Source organism: Roseovarius lutimaris (assembly GCF_900115165.1).
Lineage (GTDB): Bacteria > Pseudomonadota > Alphaproteobacteria > Rhodobacterales > Rhodobacteraceae > Roseovarius > Roseovarius lutimaris.
The window spans coordinates 1-17281 of the sequence record NZ_FOVP01000038.1; the positions used below are offsets into that span (position 1 = coordinate 1).

16 protein-coding genes and 2 pseudogenes are annotated in these 17281 nt (G+C 54.6%); 13 read left to right on the top strand and 5 right to left on the bottom strand.

Translation table 11 applies throughout. The features are described from left to right. The first annotated feature begins 166 nt into the window (after positions 1-166). Positions 167-346, top strand: a complete 180-nt coding sequence (locus BMZ91_RS19655) for a helix-turn-helix transcriptional regulator (protein ID WP_092842134.1) — start codon at positions 167-169, stop codon at positions 344-346. An 86-nt stretch (positions 347-432) separates the two neighbouring features. Here the strand turns inward: BMZ91_RS19655 and BMZ91_RS19660 are convergent, their stop codons facing one another. The 3 genes from BMZ91_RS19660 to BMZ91_RS21260 form a co-directional block, all read right to left on the bottom strand. Then, positions 433-2697, bottom strand: a complete 2265-nt coding sequence (locus tag BMZ91_RS19660; RefSeq protein WP_092842302.1) for an AAA family ATPase — start codon at positions 2695-2697, stop codon at positions 433-435. Then, the gene (locus tag BMZ91_RS19665; protein WP_143076414.1) at positions 2694-3275 is read right to left on the bottom strand and encodes a hypothetical protein; all 582 of its coding nucleotides are present in this window, start codon (positions 3273-3275) and stop codon (positions 2694-2696) included. Before BMZ91_RS19665 ends, BMZ91_RS19660 begins: the two co-directional genes overlap by 4 nt. 87 nt (positions 3276-3362) lie before the next feature. Next, complete coding sequence (locus BMZ91_RS21260) at positions 3363-3854, bottom strand: hypothetical protein (protein ID WP_143076415.1); 492 nt, start codon at positions 3852-3854, stop codon at positions 3363-3365. 121 nt (positions 3855-3975) lie between these two features. Between BMZ91_RS21260 and BMZ91_RS19675 the strand changes: the two genes are divergently transcribed. Continuing rightward, positions 3976-4155: a ribbon-helix-helix protein, CopG family gene (locus BMZ91_RS19675; protein WP_092842305.1), complete on the top strand. Its 180-nt coding sequence runs from the start codon at positions 3976-3978 to the stop codon at positions 4153-4155. Between the two features lie 844 nt (positions 4156-4999). Here BMZ91_RS19675 and BMZ91_RS19685 read toward each other — a convergent pair. Then, positions 5000-5920: a LysR family transcriptional regulator gene (locus BMZ91_RS19685; protein WP_092842306.1), complete on the bottom strand. Its 921-nt coding sequence runs from the start codon at positions 5918-5920 to the stop codon at positions 5000-5002. Positions 5921-6041: 121 nt separating this feature from the next. On the opposite strand from BMZ91_RS19685, the gene BMZ91_RS19690 reads away from it, so the two are divergent. The 10 genes from BMZ91_RS19690 (at position 6042) to BMZ91_RS19735 (ending at position 16633) form a co-directional block, all read left to right on the top strand. Next, positions 6042-6740 carry a cysteine hydrolase family protein gene (locus BMZ91_RS19690; RefSeq protein ID WP_092842307.1) on the top strand — a complete coding sequence of 233 codons (699 nt, stop codon included), beginning with the start codon at positions 6042-6044 and terminating at the stop codon, positions 6738-6740. A gap of 99 nt (positions 6741-6839) precedes the next feature. Next, a complete protein-coding gene (locus tag BMZ91_RS19695; protein ID WP_092842308.1) occupies positions 6840-8009 on the top strand; it encodes an acyl-CoA dehydrogenase family protein in 1170 nt (389 codons plus the stop codon). Next, positions 8006-8908: an ABC transporter ATP-binding protein gene (locus tag BMZ91_RS19700; protein WP_245736494.1), complete on the top strand. Its 903-nt coding sequence runs from the start codon at positions 8006-8008 to the stop codon at positions 8906-8908. The genes BMZ91_RS19695 and BMZ91_RS19700 overlap by 4 nt, the downstream gene beginning before the upstream one ends. Next, positions 8905-9792 carry a branched-chain amino acid ABC transporter permease gene (locus BMZ91_RS19705; RefSeq protein WP_218145700.1) on the top strand — a complete coding sequence of 296 codons (888 nt, stop codon included), beginning with the start codon at positions 8905-8907 and terminating at the stop codon, positions 9790-9792. Before BMZ91_RS19700 ends, BMZ91_RS19705 begins: the two co-directional genes overlap by 4 nt. A 2-nt stretch (positions 9793-9794) precedes the next feature. Further along, positions 9795-10901, top strand: coding sequence for a branched-chain amino acid ABC transporter permease (locus tag BMZ91_RS19710; RefSeq protein WP_092842309.1), 1107 nt, complete (start codon positions 9795-9797; stop codon positions 10899-10901). Positions 10902-10989: 88 nt separating this feature from the next. After that, positions 10990-12303 (top strand): ABC transporter substrate-binding protein, encoded by a 1314-nt coding sequence (locus BMZ91_RS19715; RefSeq protein WP_092842310.1) that lies wholly within the window; start codon positions 10990-10992, stop codon positions 12301-12303. Between the two features lie 5 nt (positions 12304-12308). Next, positions 12309-13154 carry an ABC transporter ATP-binding protein gene (locus tag BMZ91_RS19720; protein ID WP_092842311.1) on the top strand — a complete coding sequence of 282 codons (846 nt, stop codon included), beginning with the start codon at positions 12309-12311 and terminating at the stop codon, positions 13152-13154. Continuing rightward, positions 13151-13879 carry an isochorismatase family protein gene (locus BMZ91_RS19725; protein WP_092842312.1) on the top strand — a complete coding sequence of 243 codons (729 nt, stop codon included), beginning with the start codon at positions 13151-13153 and terminating at the stop codon, positions 13877-13879. Before BMZ91_RS19720 ends, BMZ91_RS19725 begins: the two co-directional genes overlap by 4 nt. Before the next feature lie 88 nt (positions 13880-13967). Further along, on the top strand, positions 13968-15212 hold the full coding sequence (locus tag BMZ91_RS19730; protein ID WP_092842313.1) for a CaiB/BaiF CoA transferase family protein: 1245 nt from the start codon (positions 13968-13970) through the stop codon (positions 15210-15212). Positions 15213-15256: 44 nt separating this feature from the next. After that, entirely contained in the window at positions 15257-16633 is a 1377-nt protein-coding gene (locus BMZ91_RS19735; RefSeq protein WP_092842314.1) for an amidase, read from the top strand. Here the strand turns inward: BMZ91_RS19735 and BMZ91_RS19740 are convergent. Further along, positions 16608-16790: pseudogene (locus BMZ91_RS19740) on the bottom strand (NAD(P)-binding domain-containing protein); the annotation flags it as partial. The gene BMZ91_RS19735 and the pseudogene BMZ91_RS19740 overlap by 26 nt on opposite strands. 90 nt (positions 16791-16880) lie before the next feature. Here BMZ91_RS19740 and BMZ91_RS19745 point away from each other — a divergent pair. After that, a pseudogene (locus BMZ91_RS19745) lies at positions 16881-17281 on the top strand (IS21 family transposase); the annotation flags it as partial.

Below are 17281 nucleotides of genomic sequence, written 5' to 3' on the forward strand. Positions count from 1 at the left end.
GGATGCCGCGATCGATACCTACAATCGCACGGCATACGTCATGAAGCGCGCGCCTTACATGAACGCCTGGGCCGCATATGTAAGCGGAAAAACCTGAACAAAACGTAAACCTGAGTTTAATGACGTCCTGTTAATCATGTCTCATAAAAATAAAAAGAGGACATAAATGACAGACAGAATATTAAGACAAAAAGACGTTCAGGATATTACCAGGCTCAGCCGCTCGACAATTTACAGACAGGTCAATGCGGGCACATTTCCGGCCCCAGTCAAATTGACCGACCGCCTCATAGGATGGCACGGCAGTACCATCTCGGAATGGTTGGCCGCCCGCCCGGAAGCCTGACCAAAGGCAGATCATCTGCAAAGCCCCTCCCGGCGCTCAGCGCGCCGGGAGGGGCTTGGATTTTCATGCGATTTGCAGAGCCACGTTCAGCCCGGCAGACTTGCGTCATACACGCTGCTTTCTGCTTTTGCCGGTGCACTGGTCGGTTTGCTGGCGTCCGCATCCTGCATGAACCGCTCGATGTCTTGCGCGCCGAGGTCTCTGGCGCGCATCAGCCTGTCCGCCAGATTCATGACATGTGCCTTGTTGGTCGCGACAAGGGATAGGGCTTTCTTTTCGGCCTCCAGCAAATGTCGTTCAACGCGATGCCTGACATCCTCTGGAACGCGCCACGTCTCCTCTGCTGTCGCAGCATCCCAAGTGAGACCACTCTCCCCGAAGCCCCACTGCCGCTCAATCGCGAGGGCAAGGCTGGTCGCCTGAGCGAGATCGCTTTTCTCGCCTGCACCGGCGCCGGAGCTTGGATCGCCGAACACACAGATCTCTGCAGCTCGGCCCGCCAGCAAGACCTGCAACCGCTCCTGCGCCGTTCTGGGCGTTAGCATTCCGAAAGGAAACTGTTCGACCTGACCGCCATGAGCGGTCAGGCAAACACGTTTTGGAAAAGGCCAGCCAAGCCGCATCATGACCAACACGTGACCCGCCTCATGAACAGCTGCCCGGCGCAGCGTTTCATCATCCAACCGGGGCACGATTTGGCCAGTTGCGCTGTCGAGATGTTGCTGTTGAACCGGTGTTCGATCCGCCCGGGCGCGGCCCTTTGCGTCGCGTACAACCGCCTCCGCCACCGCGCCGGACTGGCCCAAAAGCCGGTCTGCGATAGAGGCAAGACATAGCCCGTCGGCGCGGTCTCGTCCCAGCGTCTCAGCCAGGATTGCCTCCAACCCTCCCTTGTCCGGATAGGGCAGATGCAGCTTGAGATCGAAGCGACCACTGCGGATTACCGCGGAATCGACAGTTTCCAAGTGGTTTGTCGCCCCAAGCAGAATAACTCCTTCTACCTCACTGGCTCTGTTGATTTGCTCAAGCAACCCATTCACGACCCCTCTCATATATGACGAATGGTGATGTCTGCCCACACGTTGAGAAAACCCATCCAGCTCATCGATGAACAAAACAGTCGGAGCTTTCTGTTTCGATTCGGCAAATGCCTGATCCAGCGCGGCCAGCATATCACCTTGATGCCCCTGTTTCTGACAGTCAGAATATGATGTGGCGATGATCGGGATCCCCGCAGACCCTGCGAAAGCCTTGGCCAATGTGGTCTTGCCAGTCCCCGGAGGGCCGTGAAAAACGGCGCTTGATGTCACTTCGGACCACGAAAGAGCGCCATCTCTCCAAAGTCCTAGATCGTTCAGCATTCGATCCAGAGACATGCGCACTTTCCCCAGACCATGGAGGGCATCGAGTGTCAGTTCTGGCAGCGGCGGCATTAGGTTTTTGGCGATCTCCGCAAGACGGTCAGCGACCATGAGCGTTGTCGGCGCGGCGAAGGTTGCGTCGATCTGGGCCGGAGTGAAGGCTTTCAGGATTTTAACATCCGGCAAACGGGCGCGGATTTCAGCTTCGGCCAACCGCCCTGTCGTGTTATGTGTCAGCCGCATGGCTTCAATCACGATCTCCGGTGTGATGCCGGGCCACGCCACCGTCCGCGTGACGAGCGCATTCAAGGCATCAGACAGCTGTGAACTGCCCAAGGTCACCATCAAAACAGAAGCGCCTTGGGCGAGGCTGCGTTCGATGCGCGCATCCAACATGCCCCGTTTGCGCTGCTGACCTTTAAGCGTACTCCCGTCATCACCACCTTGGACATAATAATGCAGGTCTGCCTTCCCTCCTGCGGTCAGATAGCCTTTCCAGTGCTCGATCGCATTTGGGAGGATTTGATCCAAGGCCCCAACAAACAACCCAGTGGGACAAGCAAAATTCGTGACACATCCGGGACCGAAGAGTGCTTGCAGATGGTCCTCGCTGTCCACGAGCGGTGCCAGTGTCAGGGTCGCGGCGATCAATGAAGGAGGTGGGTCATCCTTGCGCAGAGTCCGCCCTCGGGCTTTACAGGATTGCGCCCAGGGATCATCGCCCGCGCCGATCACCGCCATAATCTCGGCCTCGGTCATGGTGTCCGCGAGCGGCATTTCCGGTCTCTCCCAAGATCGCTTGCCGACAGGCTGAAACATCTCATCCGGCAAACTTGCAACGAAGTCCTCGTCATCCGGATCTGCGGGTGCTCTGGGAACCTTTACGATACCGTCCCACGCCGTGTTGAACAGGCTTCTTGCCATGGGGTACGCGATATCCGAAGCGAAGTCCGTCCGGGGTGCATGATTTGGTGCAGTTCTATTGGTCATAGGCCCCTCCCATCATCGATGACTGGCGCGGGTGTCGGCGCGGGAATGGAAACACTTGCCGCCGACAGGCTAAGGTCTTTGACGGCGCGCTCCAGACTGGAGCAAGGGTCCGTGCGCAAGCTATCGATTTCGGAGAGCGCAATCCGATGAGATTGATGCCGGTCTGCAGTGAATTTCACCACGTTTTCAGAAAGCGCCACGAGCGCAACGATATCGAAGTCATCTGGTGCGTAGGACTTTACGCCGGTCGGCGAGCGATGATAGCCTTTCGTGAGGCTGAAGTGGAAATATCCATTTCTCGACCGACAGCAGGTTTTGATCTGCAGTCGAAGATCACCATCAGGATGATAGACAATACGATCGGCAGGCAGCATTTCCGGCAGCTGCGAGGTATAGATTCCGAAACGCAGCAGAATACTGTCGACAAGATGTTCGCCGGATAGACCAAACCATTTTGCATGGCGTGTGAGCATGTCTGGTGACAGGTCGGGGAATTGACGAATATCGTCGGCTGAGAGGTGTGCAGCTCGAGACGCGAACAGCGCTTCGAAGCCGCTCAGTGGCGGTTGTTTAAACATAGGTTATTCCTTGTAAATATGTTTTGGGACCCGCGGGCGCAAAAGCGTCAAGCGGGCAAATCAATAACTCTCGAAAATCTCTGAAAATCAGGCGGCCAGCGGCAGGCCCGCATCAGGGCTCTCATACGACCCGTTGGTCAACGCATGCTCGATCATTTGATCAATGCTGATCTGGGCTTCATGCGCGAGATCGTGAACGGCCTCGGCGATATGCGTCGAGGCTTGCGCAATGCAATGCATCGCCCGCGATCGAACGGCCTCCAGCGCAGCGAGACTGGTCGCTGAAACTGCACGAGAAACCAGCCCGGCCATGCGGTGAAGCAACAAGTCATTCACTGAAATTGGCCGCACGGCTGTCACTGTTTCGGCTTGAATGGCAACTAATTTCCATGCTGCCTCGGCATCCGATACTGACTGGCTGAACGCAATATCCCAGTCAGCGTCTCCTGCCCATTCTTCCTCTTCGAATGCCATAAAGACGCGGGTCATGAGTTCGCAAAAATTATCAAACAGATGGGATTGCGCTCTGCCTGTGGCTTCCGAAGCCGCAGTGGTAGTGATAGTAATACTTTTAGTCATGATGATCTCCCTTTTAGATCGTTGTGATTAGAGCGGAGTAGGAGTTGCAGCTCTTGCTTCGCTTGCGCTGTTGTGACATTATGACGTCATAAAGTCAACAGCTAATTCTGGAATCTTCAAAATGGCCAAATTTGGACGCCCCAAAACCGATACGTCGGCAGTGACCCTACGTCTTCATGCAGATATGCTGCAGGCCATTGATGACGTTCGGCGAGACGAAGCCGATATCCCGACACGGCCAGAAATGATCCGCAGGATTATTGCGGATTGGCTCGAGCAGAAATCGCAAGCCGAAGAATGAAGTTATCAAACAAAACTGTAATTAGTCAGCGACTGAAAATCGCGATCCACGGCTACCAATACAATGGGTCTGATCGAGTTCGAAATCTTGGCTCGAGAAATCTGTTGCGCAGAATAGAAACCACTTTGGGGTGATGACGTTGGCTCAGTGTTCTGGAAGGAGAAATTACAAAATTTCCGTGCATCTTTCAGATCAAAAATGCACGCGAAAACGCAGTGGGAAGCCAAGCTTTTGTATTTCCTTGTTCTCCCCCATTACTCCATAAAAAAGTATACGGATCGTTGAAAGTAGTAACAAAAATATTGAGTCGATTTCTCAACATTTTCCGTTGCACCTTTCAACAATTTTCGTTGCAACTCTCAACAAAACTATTACCTTTTTAGTTTTTAGTTTTTAGTTTTTACTTTTTTGTTTGCAGTATCAACTGTTTAAGCGACCACACTGTCAGTGGGCTATCAAGAATACTCTTCACTGGCAGATCGACGTCTCGTACCGCATGATCGCATACTCAAATTGGCGTTAACTCGCCGGCCCAGAGACGTCGCGCCAGGCGTTCTGCATCTCGCCTATCTGTTTTGATCCGCTCACTCACTCGCACGCATCAGGATCAAGGACGGCGCCACAACGCAAAAGGCAAAGCCGTGTGCCGTGATCTACCGATACAGCCCATAACCAGTCGGTCCCGCCTCATAGCAAACTTCAATTCGATGAAATCGCGCTGCCAGCTTTTTGAGTAACCCCTCAACAACAACCTGCGTAGTAGGAACCGCCCCCCAACCCGGGCAACTTCAACTACCTGACAATGCCATTCAGAATGGCAGATCAAAATCAATGGGTCCTGACGCTAGTTGGCAACTTGAAATCCAAACGATTTGCCTGGAAAATTGATCTGTGTCGCCTGCGAAAGCTCATCTACAAACTGCTGCGCAGCCGACGACATATGACGACGCGGATCCCGGATGACGGACATGTCAAAACTGAGTAGTCGGCCATCGTAACTGACGGGCACAGCGTTGTTGCGAAGATCCCCCAAGATGACCGTCGAAGGGACTATCGCAATGCCCAAGCGAGCGCGAACAAGAGCCAATAGACATTGTGGACTATAGCTTTCCACGAGAACCTTCGGGCGCATGTTTGCAACTTGACAGATACCATCGAAGATTTGTCTAGTTTTGAAGGTTGGCCGCAAAAGCAATATACGCTCCAATGCCAGTTCCTGAACGTCGATCGCCTTAGCGCCGACGATAGAGGAACCATCGGGTGCAACGGCGAGCGCACCAAGGGGAAAAAGTGGTGTACACTCCAACTTCGATCCCGGAGAAAGGGATCCGATTGCTATATCCAGGTCCCCGTCTGCGACATGTTCCTCCAAGCGATTCGACCCGTCTTCGATAAGTTCGATATCGATGCCCGGCGCTTTGCGCCTAAAGTCGAGTAGAAAGCTCGCAAGGACGCTTTCGAGCGTTTGCGGTGTCGCTCCGATTTTTAGAATGCCGTCCCTGCCTTCGGAGATGGCTTTGGCTCTGATGACCAACTGATCGGCATCTTTCAGTAGGGTTCGGCATTGCGCGACTAAGATATGACCAACCTGTGTCAGCTCTATGCGGCGTCCAATCCGGTGGAAAAGTTGGACGCCAAGATCCTCTTCGAGAAGCCGGATCTGCCGGGACAGCGCTGATTGGCTGATGTTGAGTTCTTCGGATGCACGCGAGAAACTGAGCTGCCCGGCGATGGTTACGAAGTATTTATATGCAAGAAGCTTCATAATTAAGCTATACCTAAATTAGATAGATTGTGGAACTAAATAGCATTGGACTTATGAATTGGCCAATCACTAAGGTAGTAAGAAATTACAATGACAGCGAATAAATGGGAGAATATGTGCCATGGCGATTGAAATGCACAAACAGTGGAGTGGCTTGGATTTTCCCCGATTGCTCTCGTCCAACGTCGCGTTTGTAAACACCGATTCCCAAAACAGTATCCTCAACCCTGATGGCTGCCTCAGTCACGAACAAATTTGGAGGAATGCCAACAAACAAGGCGGACCTCTTTTCAATACACTTCGGCTCGCTTCGGCCGCCCGCAAGGCGGCTATGCAGTTCCTTTGGCTAAGGTACGACCGGTTCATCGGTGAAATCGAGCCTACCAACGAGATCGACCGAGTGCAGTATCACTTTTGGAACAAAGATTATGACGGCGACAGGGCGAAGAAAGATTGGGAAGCCGATCTGGTCCAAGAGATCAAAGAAGTCATGCAACCGGGTGACATTACGTTGGTCTACCCGGCTTGGAGCATTTTCACCGGCACGCCGGTGGACCGTTGGCTCAACCAGTGGGGCACGCGTACGCTGCTGATTTCCGGCTATCACACCGATTGGTGCGTGGAGATGGCTACGCGTCATGCCCGTGACCTTGGTTATATTCCGATCGTTGTCGGCGACGCTTGCGGTTCAACCCAACCACTGCACGATCAAACGCTCGATCAAATAAACACCTGCTATGCGCCGGTAATAACCACGGACGCCGCGATAGGTTTCATAGAACAGGGCCTTGAGGGCCGCCAGAAGTTCGCGGCCAATTAGCGCCTGAACTCAGAAAAAAAAGAGAGTGTAATCTGCGCGGCCGAGCATGCCGACGGGACGGGCTTGCCCAGTGAAAATATCAAATGAGGAGAATTTAAGATGACGCCATTAACACTGAGTAATGGTCAGTTGGAGCTCAAGATGCGTGCCGCGGATTTCGCGAAAACGGTCGTTGCGCCACATATTGCAAATATGGACAGCACCAACGAGTACCCTTGGCCGGTGGTGCAGGGGCTCGCTGATGAGGGGTTCATGGGTATGACCTTGCCAGAGTCCTATGGCGGCGGAGGCCGGTCCCTGATTGATGCGATCCTAGTCGTAGAGGAGTTGGCCAAAGTTTGCGGCACGGTCGCCCGCATCGTAGTTGATGCGAACACCGCCGTTCCGAAAGTGCTTATTGAACACGCGACCGACGCGGTCAAAGAAGCCTCTTTGCCCGCGATTGTGGCGGGAGACAAGCCAGTTATCGCGATCACCGAGCCCGATGCAGGGTCTGCGGCAACGTCACTTACGACTACCGCAAAGTGCGAGGGCGACTGGGTCACCGTAAATGGCGAGAAATGCTGGATAACCGGCGCCGGGATTGCAAAGACTTACTTGGTCTTTGCACGGTTTAACGGCATCGAAGGAGCGAAAGGGGTTGGTGCGGTTATGATTCCCTCCGAAACCGAGGGCCTTTCGGTGACCCGCGTGCCGTTGATGATGGGGGTGCGCGGAATGCCCGAAGGCGATGTAGTTTTCAAGAACTGCCGCGTCCCGAAATCCCATATCGTAGTACCGGCCGGCGAGGGGTTTAAGAATTTGATGAAATGCTACAACCTTCAGCGCATCGGGGCTGCTGCCGTTGCGTTGGGAATTGGACAAGGGGCCTTCGAACTTGCGGCAGCCTATGCCTGCGAGCGCAAACAGTTCGGCAAGCCGATCGGCGAATTTCAAGGTATTCGGTGGAAGCTAGCAGACATGCAATTGCGCCTCGAGGCTGCGCGGCTTTTGGTTTATCGCGCAGCCACTCAGTTGGCGGATGGCTATCCTGACAAGGTCAACTCTGCGATAGCGAAATTGACGGCGTCAGAGGCGGCAATCGCCGTGACTAATGAAGCGCTGCAGATACATGGCGCGAAAGGATATTCGTGCGACCTGCCGCTTGAACGCATGGCGCGTGATGCACGTATGTTCACGATCGGAGGCGGCACCGCTGAGATGCAGCGCGACTTAATTGGCCACGAAATTATCAAAGCTGCCAGAAAATCGGAAAGAAAGGCCGCATGAGTATGCAGCCTGGCTTGACGTATACAGGAAGGGCGCTGCCGGAAGCAGCAGGACATGCCCCTTGTCCTCCCGACAACGCGCAAACGTCATCTCTGGATGGAACCGCGCCAATCAGCCAAGCCGTGTCAGTTGACACACCGTTGCTCTCGGTAGAGGATATTTGCCTGTCTTTCGGCGGAATCCACGCGCTTGATGGGGTCAGTTATGACGTTTCACGTGGCGAAATCCTGTCGATCATCGGGCCCAACGGCGCGGGCAAGACGTCGATGGCAAATATTATCTGCGGACTTTACAAGCCAACCTCCGGTCGGATTGCGTTCGAAGGAAAGAGCCGAACCAATCTTGCTCCACAAAGCGTAGCGGGTCTTGGAATTTCCAGAACGTTCCAAAACTTGGCACTGTTCCGCGGATTGTCGGTGATCGAAAACATCTTGGTCGGTCGACATCGGCACATGCGGGCCGGCCTTTTCGGCGGCGGCCTACACTGGGGATTTTCGCGTCAAGAAGAACTAGAGCACCGTCAGTTTGTCGAAGAGATCATCACATTTCTCGAGATTGAAGATATCCGCTCGGTTCCAGCTGACACGCTGTCTTACGGGCTGCAAAAGCGCGTGGAACTCGGCCGCGCCCTCGCCGCCGAACCTAAGCTGCTAATGTTGGATGAGCCGATGGCTGGCATGAATGGGGACGAGAAGCTCGAGATGGTTCGCTTCATTGCCGATGCCAATGTCGACCTCGGGACGACGATCATCTTGATCGAACACGACATGAGCGTGGTCATGGATATCTCCGACCACGTGGTGGTGCTGGATCACGGCTGTAAAATCGCCGACGGCACGGCCGAGGAAGTTGCGAGCGACGACAGCGTTATCAAGGCATACATGGGAGCAACGGAATGAACGAGCTGATCTATGCAATCGAACTGACAATCACTGGTCTCCTCATCGGGTCGATGTATTCGCTTGTTGCGCTAGGCTTCGTGCTCATCTTCAAAGCTTCTTCAGTCTTTAATTTTGCGCAAGGTGCAATGACACTATTTGCTGCGTTGTCGGTTGTCGGGTTGTTTCCAATCGTGGGTTTCTGGCCGGCGCTGGCCTTGACGATCGTCGCGATGTGTGGGGTCGCTGTCTTTGCCGAACGGGTTATCTTCCGGCCTCTGATTGGAGGCGCGCCGCTTGTCATCTTCATGGCTACGCTGGGCCTCGCTTTCATGCTCGAGGGCTCGGCACAGATTATATGGGGAACGCAGCCTTACGGGCTAGATCTGGGCATTCCTATCGAACCGATTATCATCGGTGGCGTCTATATCTCTCGCTTTGATCTCGTCGCCGCAGGTGTCGCTGGACTACTGGTGTTGTTGCTCGTCCTATTTTTCCAAAAGACCAAAATCGGGCTGGGCCTCCGTGCTGTCGCGGATGATCACGTAGCTGCCCAGTCAATGGGCATCCAACTCCGTAGGGTCTGGGCGGTTGCCTGGGCGCTTGCTGGCCTCGTTGCGCTTGCCGCCGGAATGCTGTGGGGCGCGCGGATTGGTGTGCACTTCGCGATGTCTCTGATCGCGCTGAAGGCGCTGCCCGTATTGATCATCGGCGGCATCGAAAGCGTGCCCGGCGCGATTGTCGGCGGGCTAATTGTTGGTGTCGCTGAGGCGCTTGGTGAAGGGTTTGTCGGTTCCATGATCGGCGGCGGCGTTCAAGACATCATGGCCTATCTGGTGGCGCTCCTATTCCTGCTGTTCCGGCCTTACGGCCTGTTTGGCGAAAAGAAGATCGAGAGGGTTTGACAATGATGGTCGAAGAATGCTTCCCAGCGACCCGCCTCAAGAAAGATATGGCATTGCTCCCACGGCGCATCGACAAACTGATGATGATAGCTGTGCTCGTGGTTGCGCTGGCCTTGCCGCCGTTCCTTGGCGACTATTGGCTGAAAGGTGTCATGATCCCAATGTTGATCCTTTCGATCTCGGCTTTGGGTCTGAATATCGTCACAGGCTTTGCCGGTCTGATTTCACTCGGACAGGGCGCATTCATGGCCGTCGGTGCTTTTACTGGCGTCATCGCTTATGGCAGGTATGGTATTCCCATTCCACTCACCCTGTTGATCGCTGGAGCGATGGCCGCCGCTGTGGGAGCCGTGGTCGGTGCACCTTCACTGCGCATCAAGGGGTTGTATCTGCTCGTCGCGACGCTGGCTGCGCAGTTCATCATATTGTGGGTGATCCAACGCGTGCCCTGGATCGGCGCGGGCAGTATGGTCACGATCAATACCCCCCCTGTTTTCATCGCCGGATTGCATATCGATGAAGCGCTAGAACAGTATTACTTTGCGCTCTGCGTGGCAGCCCTACTAACGGTCTTCGCTCTGAACCTTACGCGAAGCAGGGTCGGTCGGGCTTGGATGGCTATCCGCGAACAGGATGTCGCGGCCAGCGTTATGGGGGTGTCGATGCTGCGGTACAAGCTGATGGCTTTCATGATCTCCGCCTTCTATGGCGGTATTGCGGGGGCGATGGTAGTCTTCGCTTGGGTCGGAGCGGCGAGCGTTCAGGAGTATGACCTGGACTTATCCATTCAATTGCTCGGCATGATTATCATAGGTGGGCTCGGCAGCGTTTTAGGCTCCTATCTTGGCGCTATTTTCGTAGCGCTTTTCCCAATCGCTATCAGCATTGCAATGCACAACATTTATGCGATCAGCGGTGGAGACATTGTATCAGCGGCGACACTCGCAAATGCCGAGCATCTGCTTTTTGGCGCATTGATCGTATTTTTCCTAATCGTTGAACCCTTGGGCCTTTCGCATCTGTGGCACCGCTTCTCTGGCTCTGTCGAGGCCAAGCTCAGCCGTTTCCCTACCACGAACCAGACGCCGACGCGCAGGCGCCCGATGTAAACCGATAGGCAAAATAAAAGGCTGGATATCCGATAAATGCCTATCAAACGAAAGATTATCCGGCACTAAACCCCAACAGGAGAGAAAAATGAAAAAGAAACTTTTCACAAGAAACGCGCTAGGAGCACTCGCTGTAGGCCTCGTTGCTGCGGGCTCGTCGTTAGTGGCAACGCTATCGCCGACATGGGCGGGCGAGAGTGAGATTTTCCACCCGATGATGGTAACCCGCACCGGGCCATTCGCGTCTGCGGCAAGCGGCGTCAGTTCAGGGCAGCAAGATTACTTCGCTCTGGTCAATATGAATGGTGGCATCGACGGAACCAAAATCAGGTGGGAAGAGTGCGATTTCGGTTACAAGACGCCCCGCGCGTTGGAATGTTATGAACGCTACCGCGGAGATTGGAAGATTGTGTACCCTAACAGTACGCCGGCAATCTTTGCTTTGGCTGAGCGTTTAAACACAGATGAGGTTCTTGGAATCAATATCGCTGGTGGGCGCTCAGAGTCGAGCGACGGTGAAACGTTTCCGTTTCTATCGCCGGTCATGTTGAACTTCTGGTCGCAAGCGGCATCGACCATCCGTTACATCGCGGAACTTGAAGGCGGCGAAGCGAACCTCGCAGGAAAGAAGATAGCCTTTATTCACATCGATAATGCCTATGGTCGTCAACCATTCCCGATCTTCGATGCGCTCGCCGAAATGTACGGGTTCGAGTGGAAGTCTTGGCCGCTTGGGTGGCCGGCCTTAGAACAAAGCGCTGCCTGGGTGGAAATCGCCCGCCGCTATCACGCGGATTGGGCCATTCAGTGGAACTACGGGCAATCCTGCAACGTACCGATGACAGAAATGAAAAAAGTTGGCTTTCCGTTGGAAAAATTCATCGGCACTCTTTGGTGTGGGTCGGAAGAAGATATCCTGCCTGCGGGAGACCTCGCCAAGGGTTATATCTCAGCAAACTACCACGGCGTGGGTAAGGAGTTTCCGGTAATCCAGGAAATCATTGAACAGGTCTATGGTGCTGAAAAAGGTAATATCGAAGAAGACCGCGTCGGCACGGTCGCATACAATCGTGGCGTGTTGACTGGCATTATAATTGTTGAGGCTTTCCGCAACGCCATCGAAGAATATGGCTTGCCCTTGGATGGCCGCAAAGTGCGCGATGGCTTCCGCATGATTAAGCTGGATGATGCACGGCTGGCCGAGTTGGGTGCGACGGGTCTTCTGCCGCCGCTTGCATTTTCCCCGACGTATCATGGTGGCATTGATCCGCAGCTTTTTCAGCAGTGGGATGGTGAAAAATGGGAAACCATTTCAGATTGGATTCCGCCATATGAGGACGTTGTAAAATCGCAGATTGAGAAGGCCTCTGCCGAATACCGCGCGCAAACACAGCAGCAGTAGCACAGATGACATCTATTCTCGAAGTCAAGGACATAGAGGTTGTGTATAACCGCGCCATCCATGTCTTGAAGGGTGTTTCGCTGAACGTCCCCGAGAAAGGCATTGCTGCGCTTCTCGGGGGCAACGGAGTTGGCAAGTCGACGACGTTGAAGGCGATATCAAACCTTCTCAAAGCCGAACGCGGCGCGATTACGCATGGCGACATCCGCTACAAAGGAGAGAGCCTGCTCGGATGGGACCCGGCAGACATCGTGCGGAGCGGTATCTTTCAGGTCATGGAGGGCCGCCGCCTGTTTCAACATCTAACGGTGGAGGAAAATTTGCGTGCCGGGGCGTACTCTCGCCGGGTGGGCGATATCAAACCGGACCTGGAGCGAGTATATAACTACTTTCCCCGGCTCGGCGAGCGACGGGCACAAAAGGCAGGCTACCTATCTGGTGGAGAACAGCAGATGGCTGCGATCGGCAGGGCTTTAATGGCCCGACCAAAAGTCATCTTACTGGATGAACCATCAATGGGGCTCGCGCCGATCCTCGTCACGGAGATATTTGAGATTCTTCGTGTGCTCTGCGAAGAAGAAAACGTATCGATGCTTCTGGCCGAGCAGAATGCGCACATGGCTTTGTCTATCGTTAGCGAAGCTTATGTGATGGAGAGCGGACGGATCATTTCCCAAGGAGCGACGAACGAGCTAACCAAGACTGACATCGTTCGAAAATCCTATCTTGGTATGACCGAAGAGGACAATGCCCATCGGGCTTATCGCCAGATCCTACTCCAAAAACGAGCGGCGGGGCCGCGAGGCGGCACTCTCCGACCGACACTCGGAACGAAAGGACGAACGACATGAAAGCGGATCGAACTGACCTCTGGAATTCCAAGATACCGCAGATGCATCCACAGTGGAACGATGTGGATTTGACTGAAATTTTTGCCATGCCGACAGCCTATTTGGCCATCGGATATTCGAACAGCATATTGGCTGAATTCGGAGCACAATCGCACGAGCGTTTGTGGGAACGTACCCGCCAGCCGGGTGGGGCACTTGGTAACACTGTAAAGCTCGTTCAGGCCTGCCGAGATGCTGACATTTCACTTTATTGGACAAAGTACGAAATCTTTCGGCAGGAGTTTCCCCAAAGCCCAATGGACAAATCGCAATATGATTTCTGGGCATCGGGAACGAAGAAATGGAGCGAAAAAGACAAGGCTCGCGACTGTGACACGGTGGCCGAGATCAAGGCCCTAATGCGGCCTGAAGACGAGATTATCCATTATAAATCACTAGGTAATGTGTTCTTGGGGACAATGTTGCCGAGTTATTTGAATATGCGCGGTATCCGAACCGTTCTTCTATCCGGTTTTCATCTCGATTGGTGCATCGAACAGGCCGCCAGAACCTGCCGTGACATGGGATATATGCCCATTGTGATTGGCGATGCTTGCGGCTGCGGCCGCGAGATCGACGAGGCAGAAACATTGCATCGGCTCGATAGGTTCTTTGCGCCCGTCATATCGGCGGACCATGCCGCTGCTCTCATTCAGGCAGCGGCCCTGCGAAAGCAACATCGCTAGGGATCACGAGGCAATGCCAGCTAACTGGGGTTCGCTGGTTCGCCAGCGGACTGCTTCGGGCTGACGTTCAAAGCAGAGGAACAGGTAAATGACAAAGTTACCGCTTGAGGGGATCCGGGTTCTCGAATTGGGCGAACTTCTCGCTGGCCCCTTCGTGGGCACGCTGCTCGGTGAGTTTGGTGCCGAAGTTATCAAAGTCGAGCGGCCCGGCGGCGACGTATTGAGAAAATTCGGGCCCATCGTAAACGGCGAAAGCATGTTCTGGGCCGTTAATGCGCGAAACAAGAAATCGCTTGTGCTCGATCTTGGGCTCCCGGATGGCCTTGCGGTACTTCGGGATTTGATGGCCGAGTGCGACGTCGTGATCAACAGTCTACGGCCCGGAACACTTGAGAAATGGGGCCTCTCTGAAGAGGTGATCAAGTGCAAATTTCCGGGTACGATTGTTGTCTACGCCTCCGCGTTCGGCCGATCCGGACCGTATAGCAACAAAGGTGGGTACGATCCGGTGGCGCAGGGATTTAGCGGGCTTAGCTACTTGACCGGTGAGCAGGACGGGCCACCTATGCGTGCCGGTGGTTCCATTCCGGTCTGCGACTTCATGACAGGCGTTGCTGGAGCACTAGGCGCTGTCCTTGCACTCTTTGCACGGCAGCGTGCAGACGGTGGCGGGGCTGATGGCCAATCGGTTGATATCGCACTCTACGATGTTGCCTTCCGGATGACTGCACCGTTACTCAGCTATTTGGATCTGGCTGGGGAAACGCTGAACCGGAACGGCAATCATAGTCTAGGCGGAGCACCGACAGGCCATTTCCCGACCCAGGATGGTAGTTGGGTTTGTGTCTCGGTGCAAAACAATGCTCAGTTCAGAAGCCTGTGTGGCGTGATCGGTCGTGAAGATTGGTTGACCGACGCACGTTTCCAAAACTTGGATAACCGCACGAAACACCGCGATCAGATATGCGAAGGATTTTCCCGCTGGGCCGCAGGCCAAACCCGTGAGGATTTAATACGGACATTCGATGATGCGGGCCTCGTGGCCGGCACCATCAATTCCATCGATGAAATGGCAAGCGACCCTCATCTTGCCGAACGCGGCTACCACTGGTCGGACGACCCGGTGTTAGGGCAATATCGGGCACCGGATGTAATCCCGCGGCTTTCAGAGACGCCTGGTGACATACGTTGCGCCGCCCCTGCATTGGGAGCGGATACGCTGGAGATTCTACAATCCGTTCTGAAATATTCAGTGGAACAATGCCAAGCGCTGCGTGCGGCCGGTGTTCACGGTGATGTAAGCTGCCAAAGTGCAAAAACCGGCACTTTTTAGGGCAGGATTCCTTCTTAAAATCATAGCATGGAGCCCTCAAGGTCATGACCACCGATCCTCTCTCGAAAGACCTTGCTGCAATAGCCCGCAATGTTCGAAGTGGCAGGATATCTGCAACTGAACTAATCAGAACTGCATCCCGCCGCCACCTTGAGAGGGGGGATGAGCTTAATGCTTATCGGTCGTGGGACGGAAATGGAGCAATTCAGTTGGCGCAGAGGATGGATTGCACACGGGCTGAACGCCGTGGGAATAAGCCACTGTGGGGCATCCCGATCTCCGTGAAGGATCTTTTTGGCCAGAAAGAGGCCGACACATATGCCGGTTCTTCCAAGCGGTTGCCTGAAAAATGGGAGACCGAAGGTCCGTTCGTTTCGGCTTTCCGTCAAGCGGGTGCCATATTCGTTGGAAGGACGAATATGGTGGAGTTTGCCTTCGGGGCAGTCGGTGCCAACAGTCATTGGCCCGAGCCGCGCAATCTGTGCGGTATGGCGGTCTCGCGCCTAGCTGGCGGTTCCAGCTCCGGGGCGGGCGTCAGTCTTTGCGAAGGGTCGGCGCTAGTAGCGCTCGGAAGCGATACCGCAGGGTCAGTGCGCATCCCTGCAAGCGTTACCGGAACGGTGGGCTTTAAACCTTCAAACGGGCGCTGGAGCACCAAAGGTATGGTTCCTCTTAGCCCGACCTTCGACAGCCCTGGATTCTTGACTAGAACGGTTAGGGATGCCGCTTATGTGTTCGATGCCATAGATCCAATACTACGGCGGTCCGGTACTGCGTCGGCATTGTGCCCGGCCGATCTGCGAACGGTCACGATGGGCCGGGTCGAGCAACATTTCTGGGATGCTTGTGACCCTGGCATTGCTGAGCGAGTGGAGGGAGCCCTTAACGAGCTGTCACGTGTCGGCGTGCAGCAGGTTTGCTTGGAGATGGACGGTCTTTCTGAGGCATATTCGCTTTTTGCGGATGGTGGGTTGGCTGCTTCAGAGTTCCGTGAATTTCTCGGTGCCGAGTTGCCCGAATGGTCAGACACCCTCGATGCCCGAGTTGCGGCTCGGCTCGACGTCGGCCCGGAATACGGCAGTCTGGCTTATCACCAGCGCCGCTCGCGCTTTGAAGCGCTTGGCAAGTCCGCCAACTTGTCGCTTTCTAGGGTCGATGTGCTCGCCACGCCAACCGTGCCTATAACAGCTCCGCGGTCTGCAGATGTAAAATCGGCGACGGCTTATCACCGGACGAACTTGGCGATTCTGCGAAATACTTGTGTGGCCAACTTGCTGAACTTCTGCGCCTTAACCTTGCCTGTAGGGCTGGACGATGAAGGGGTGCCTGTTGGGTTGCAACTGATATCGCCAGCAGGAAACGATCGTAATCTTATCAAAATTGGTCTCGCCATCGAAGAGTGCCTATCGGCAACATGGTGATGACTACATCAGCGCCAGTCGCAGCCTCGGCAGCCATTGTCATGCCGCTGATTGCCACGTCTATTATGTTAAAAGCCGTGACCTTGTGACTAGCCTTTGCCAGATTGGCCGCCATTGGCCCGCCCATATTCTTAAGTCCGATATATCCAATCTTTATGGACTATACTCCCTTTTCCAATATCAACTCGTTTGCATCCAATGGAGACCGGATGCGGTCAACGCCAGCTCGATCGTATCTGTCACATCCTCGGCGCGCATGTTTGTCCCGCTATCCCACCCACCCGGTCATGGCCAGGCGGATTTTGGCGAAGCGTTGGTTGTCATCGGTGGGATTGAACAGAAGGCGTACTTCTTTGCCTTTGACCTGCCACACAGCGATGCCTGCTACATCTGCGCGTATCCAGCGGCGAACACCGAGGCCTGGCTTGATGGGCATGTGCATGCCTTTGCCTTCTTCGGCGCGGTGCCGCGCTCGATCCTTTACGACAATGACCGCTGCCTCGTGGCCAGGATTATGCCGGACGGCACCCGCAAACGCACCCAGCGGTTCAGCGCGATGCTGTCGCACTACGTCATCGGGGATCGATATGGCCGCCCCGGCAAGGGTAACGACAAAGGCAAGGTCGAAGGCCTGGTCGGCTACGGACG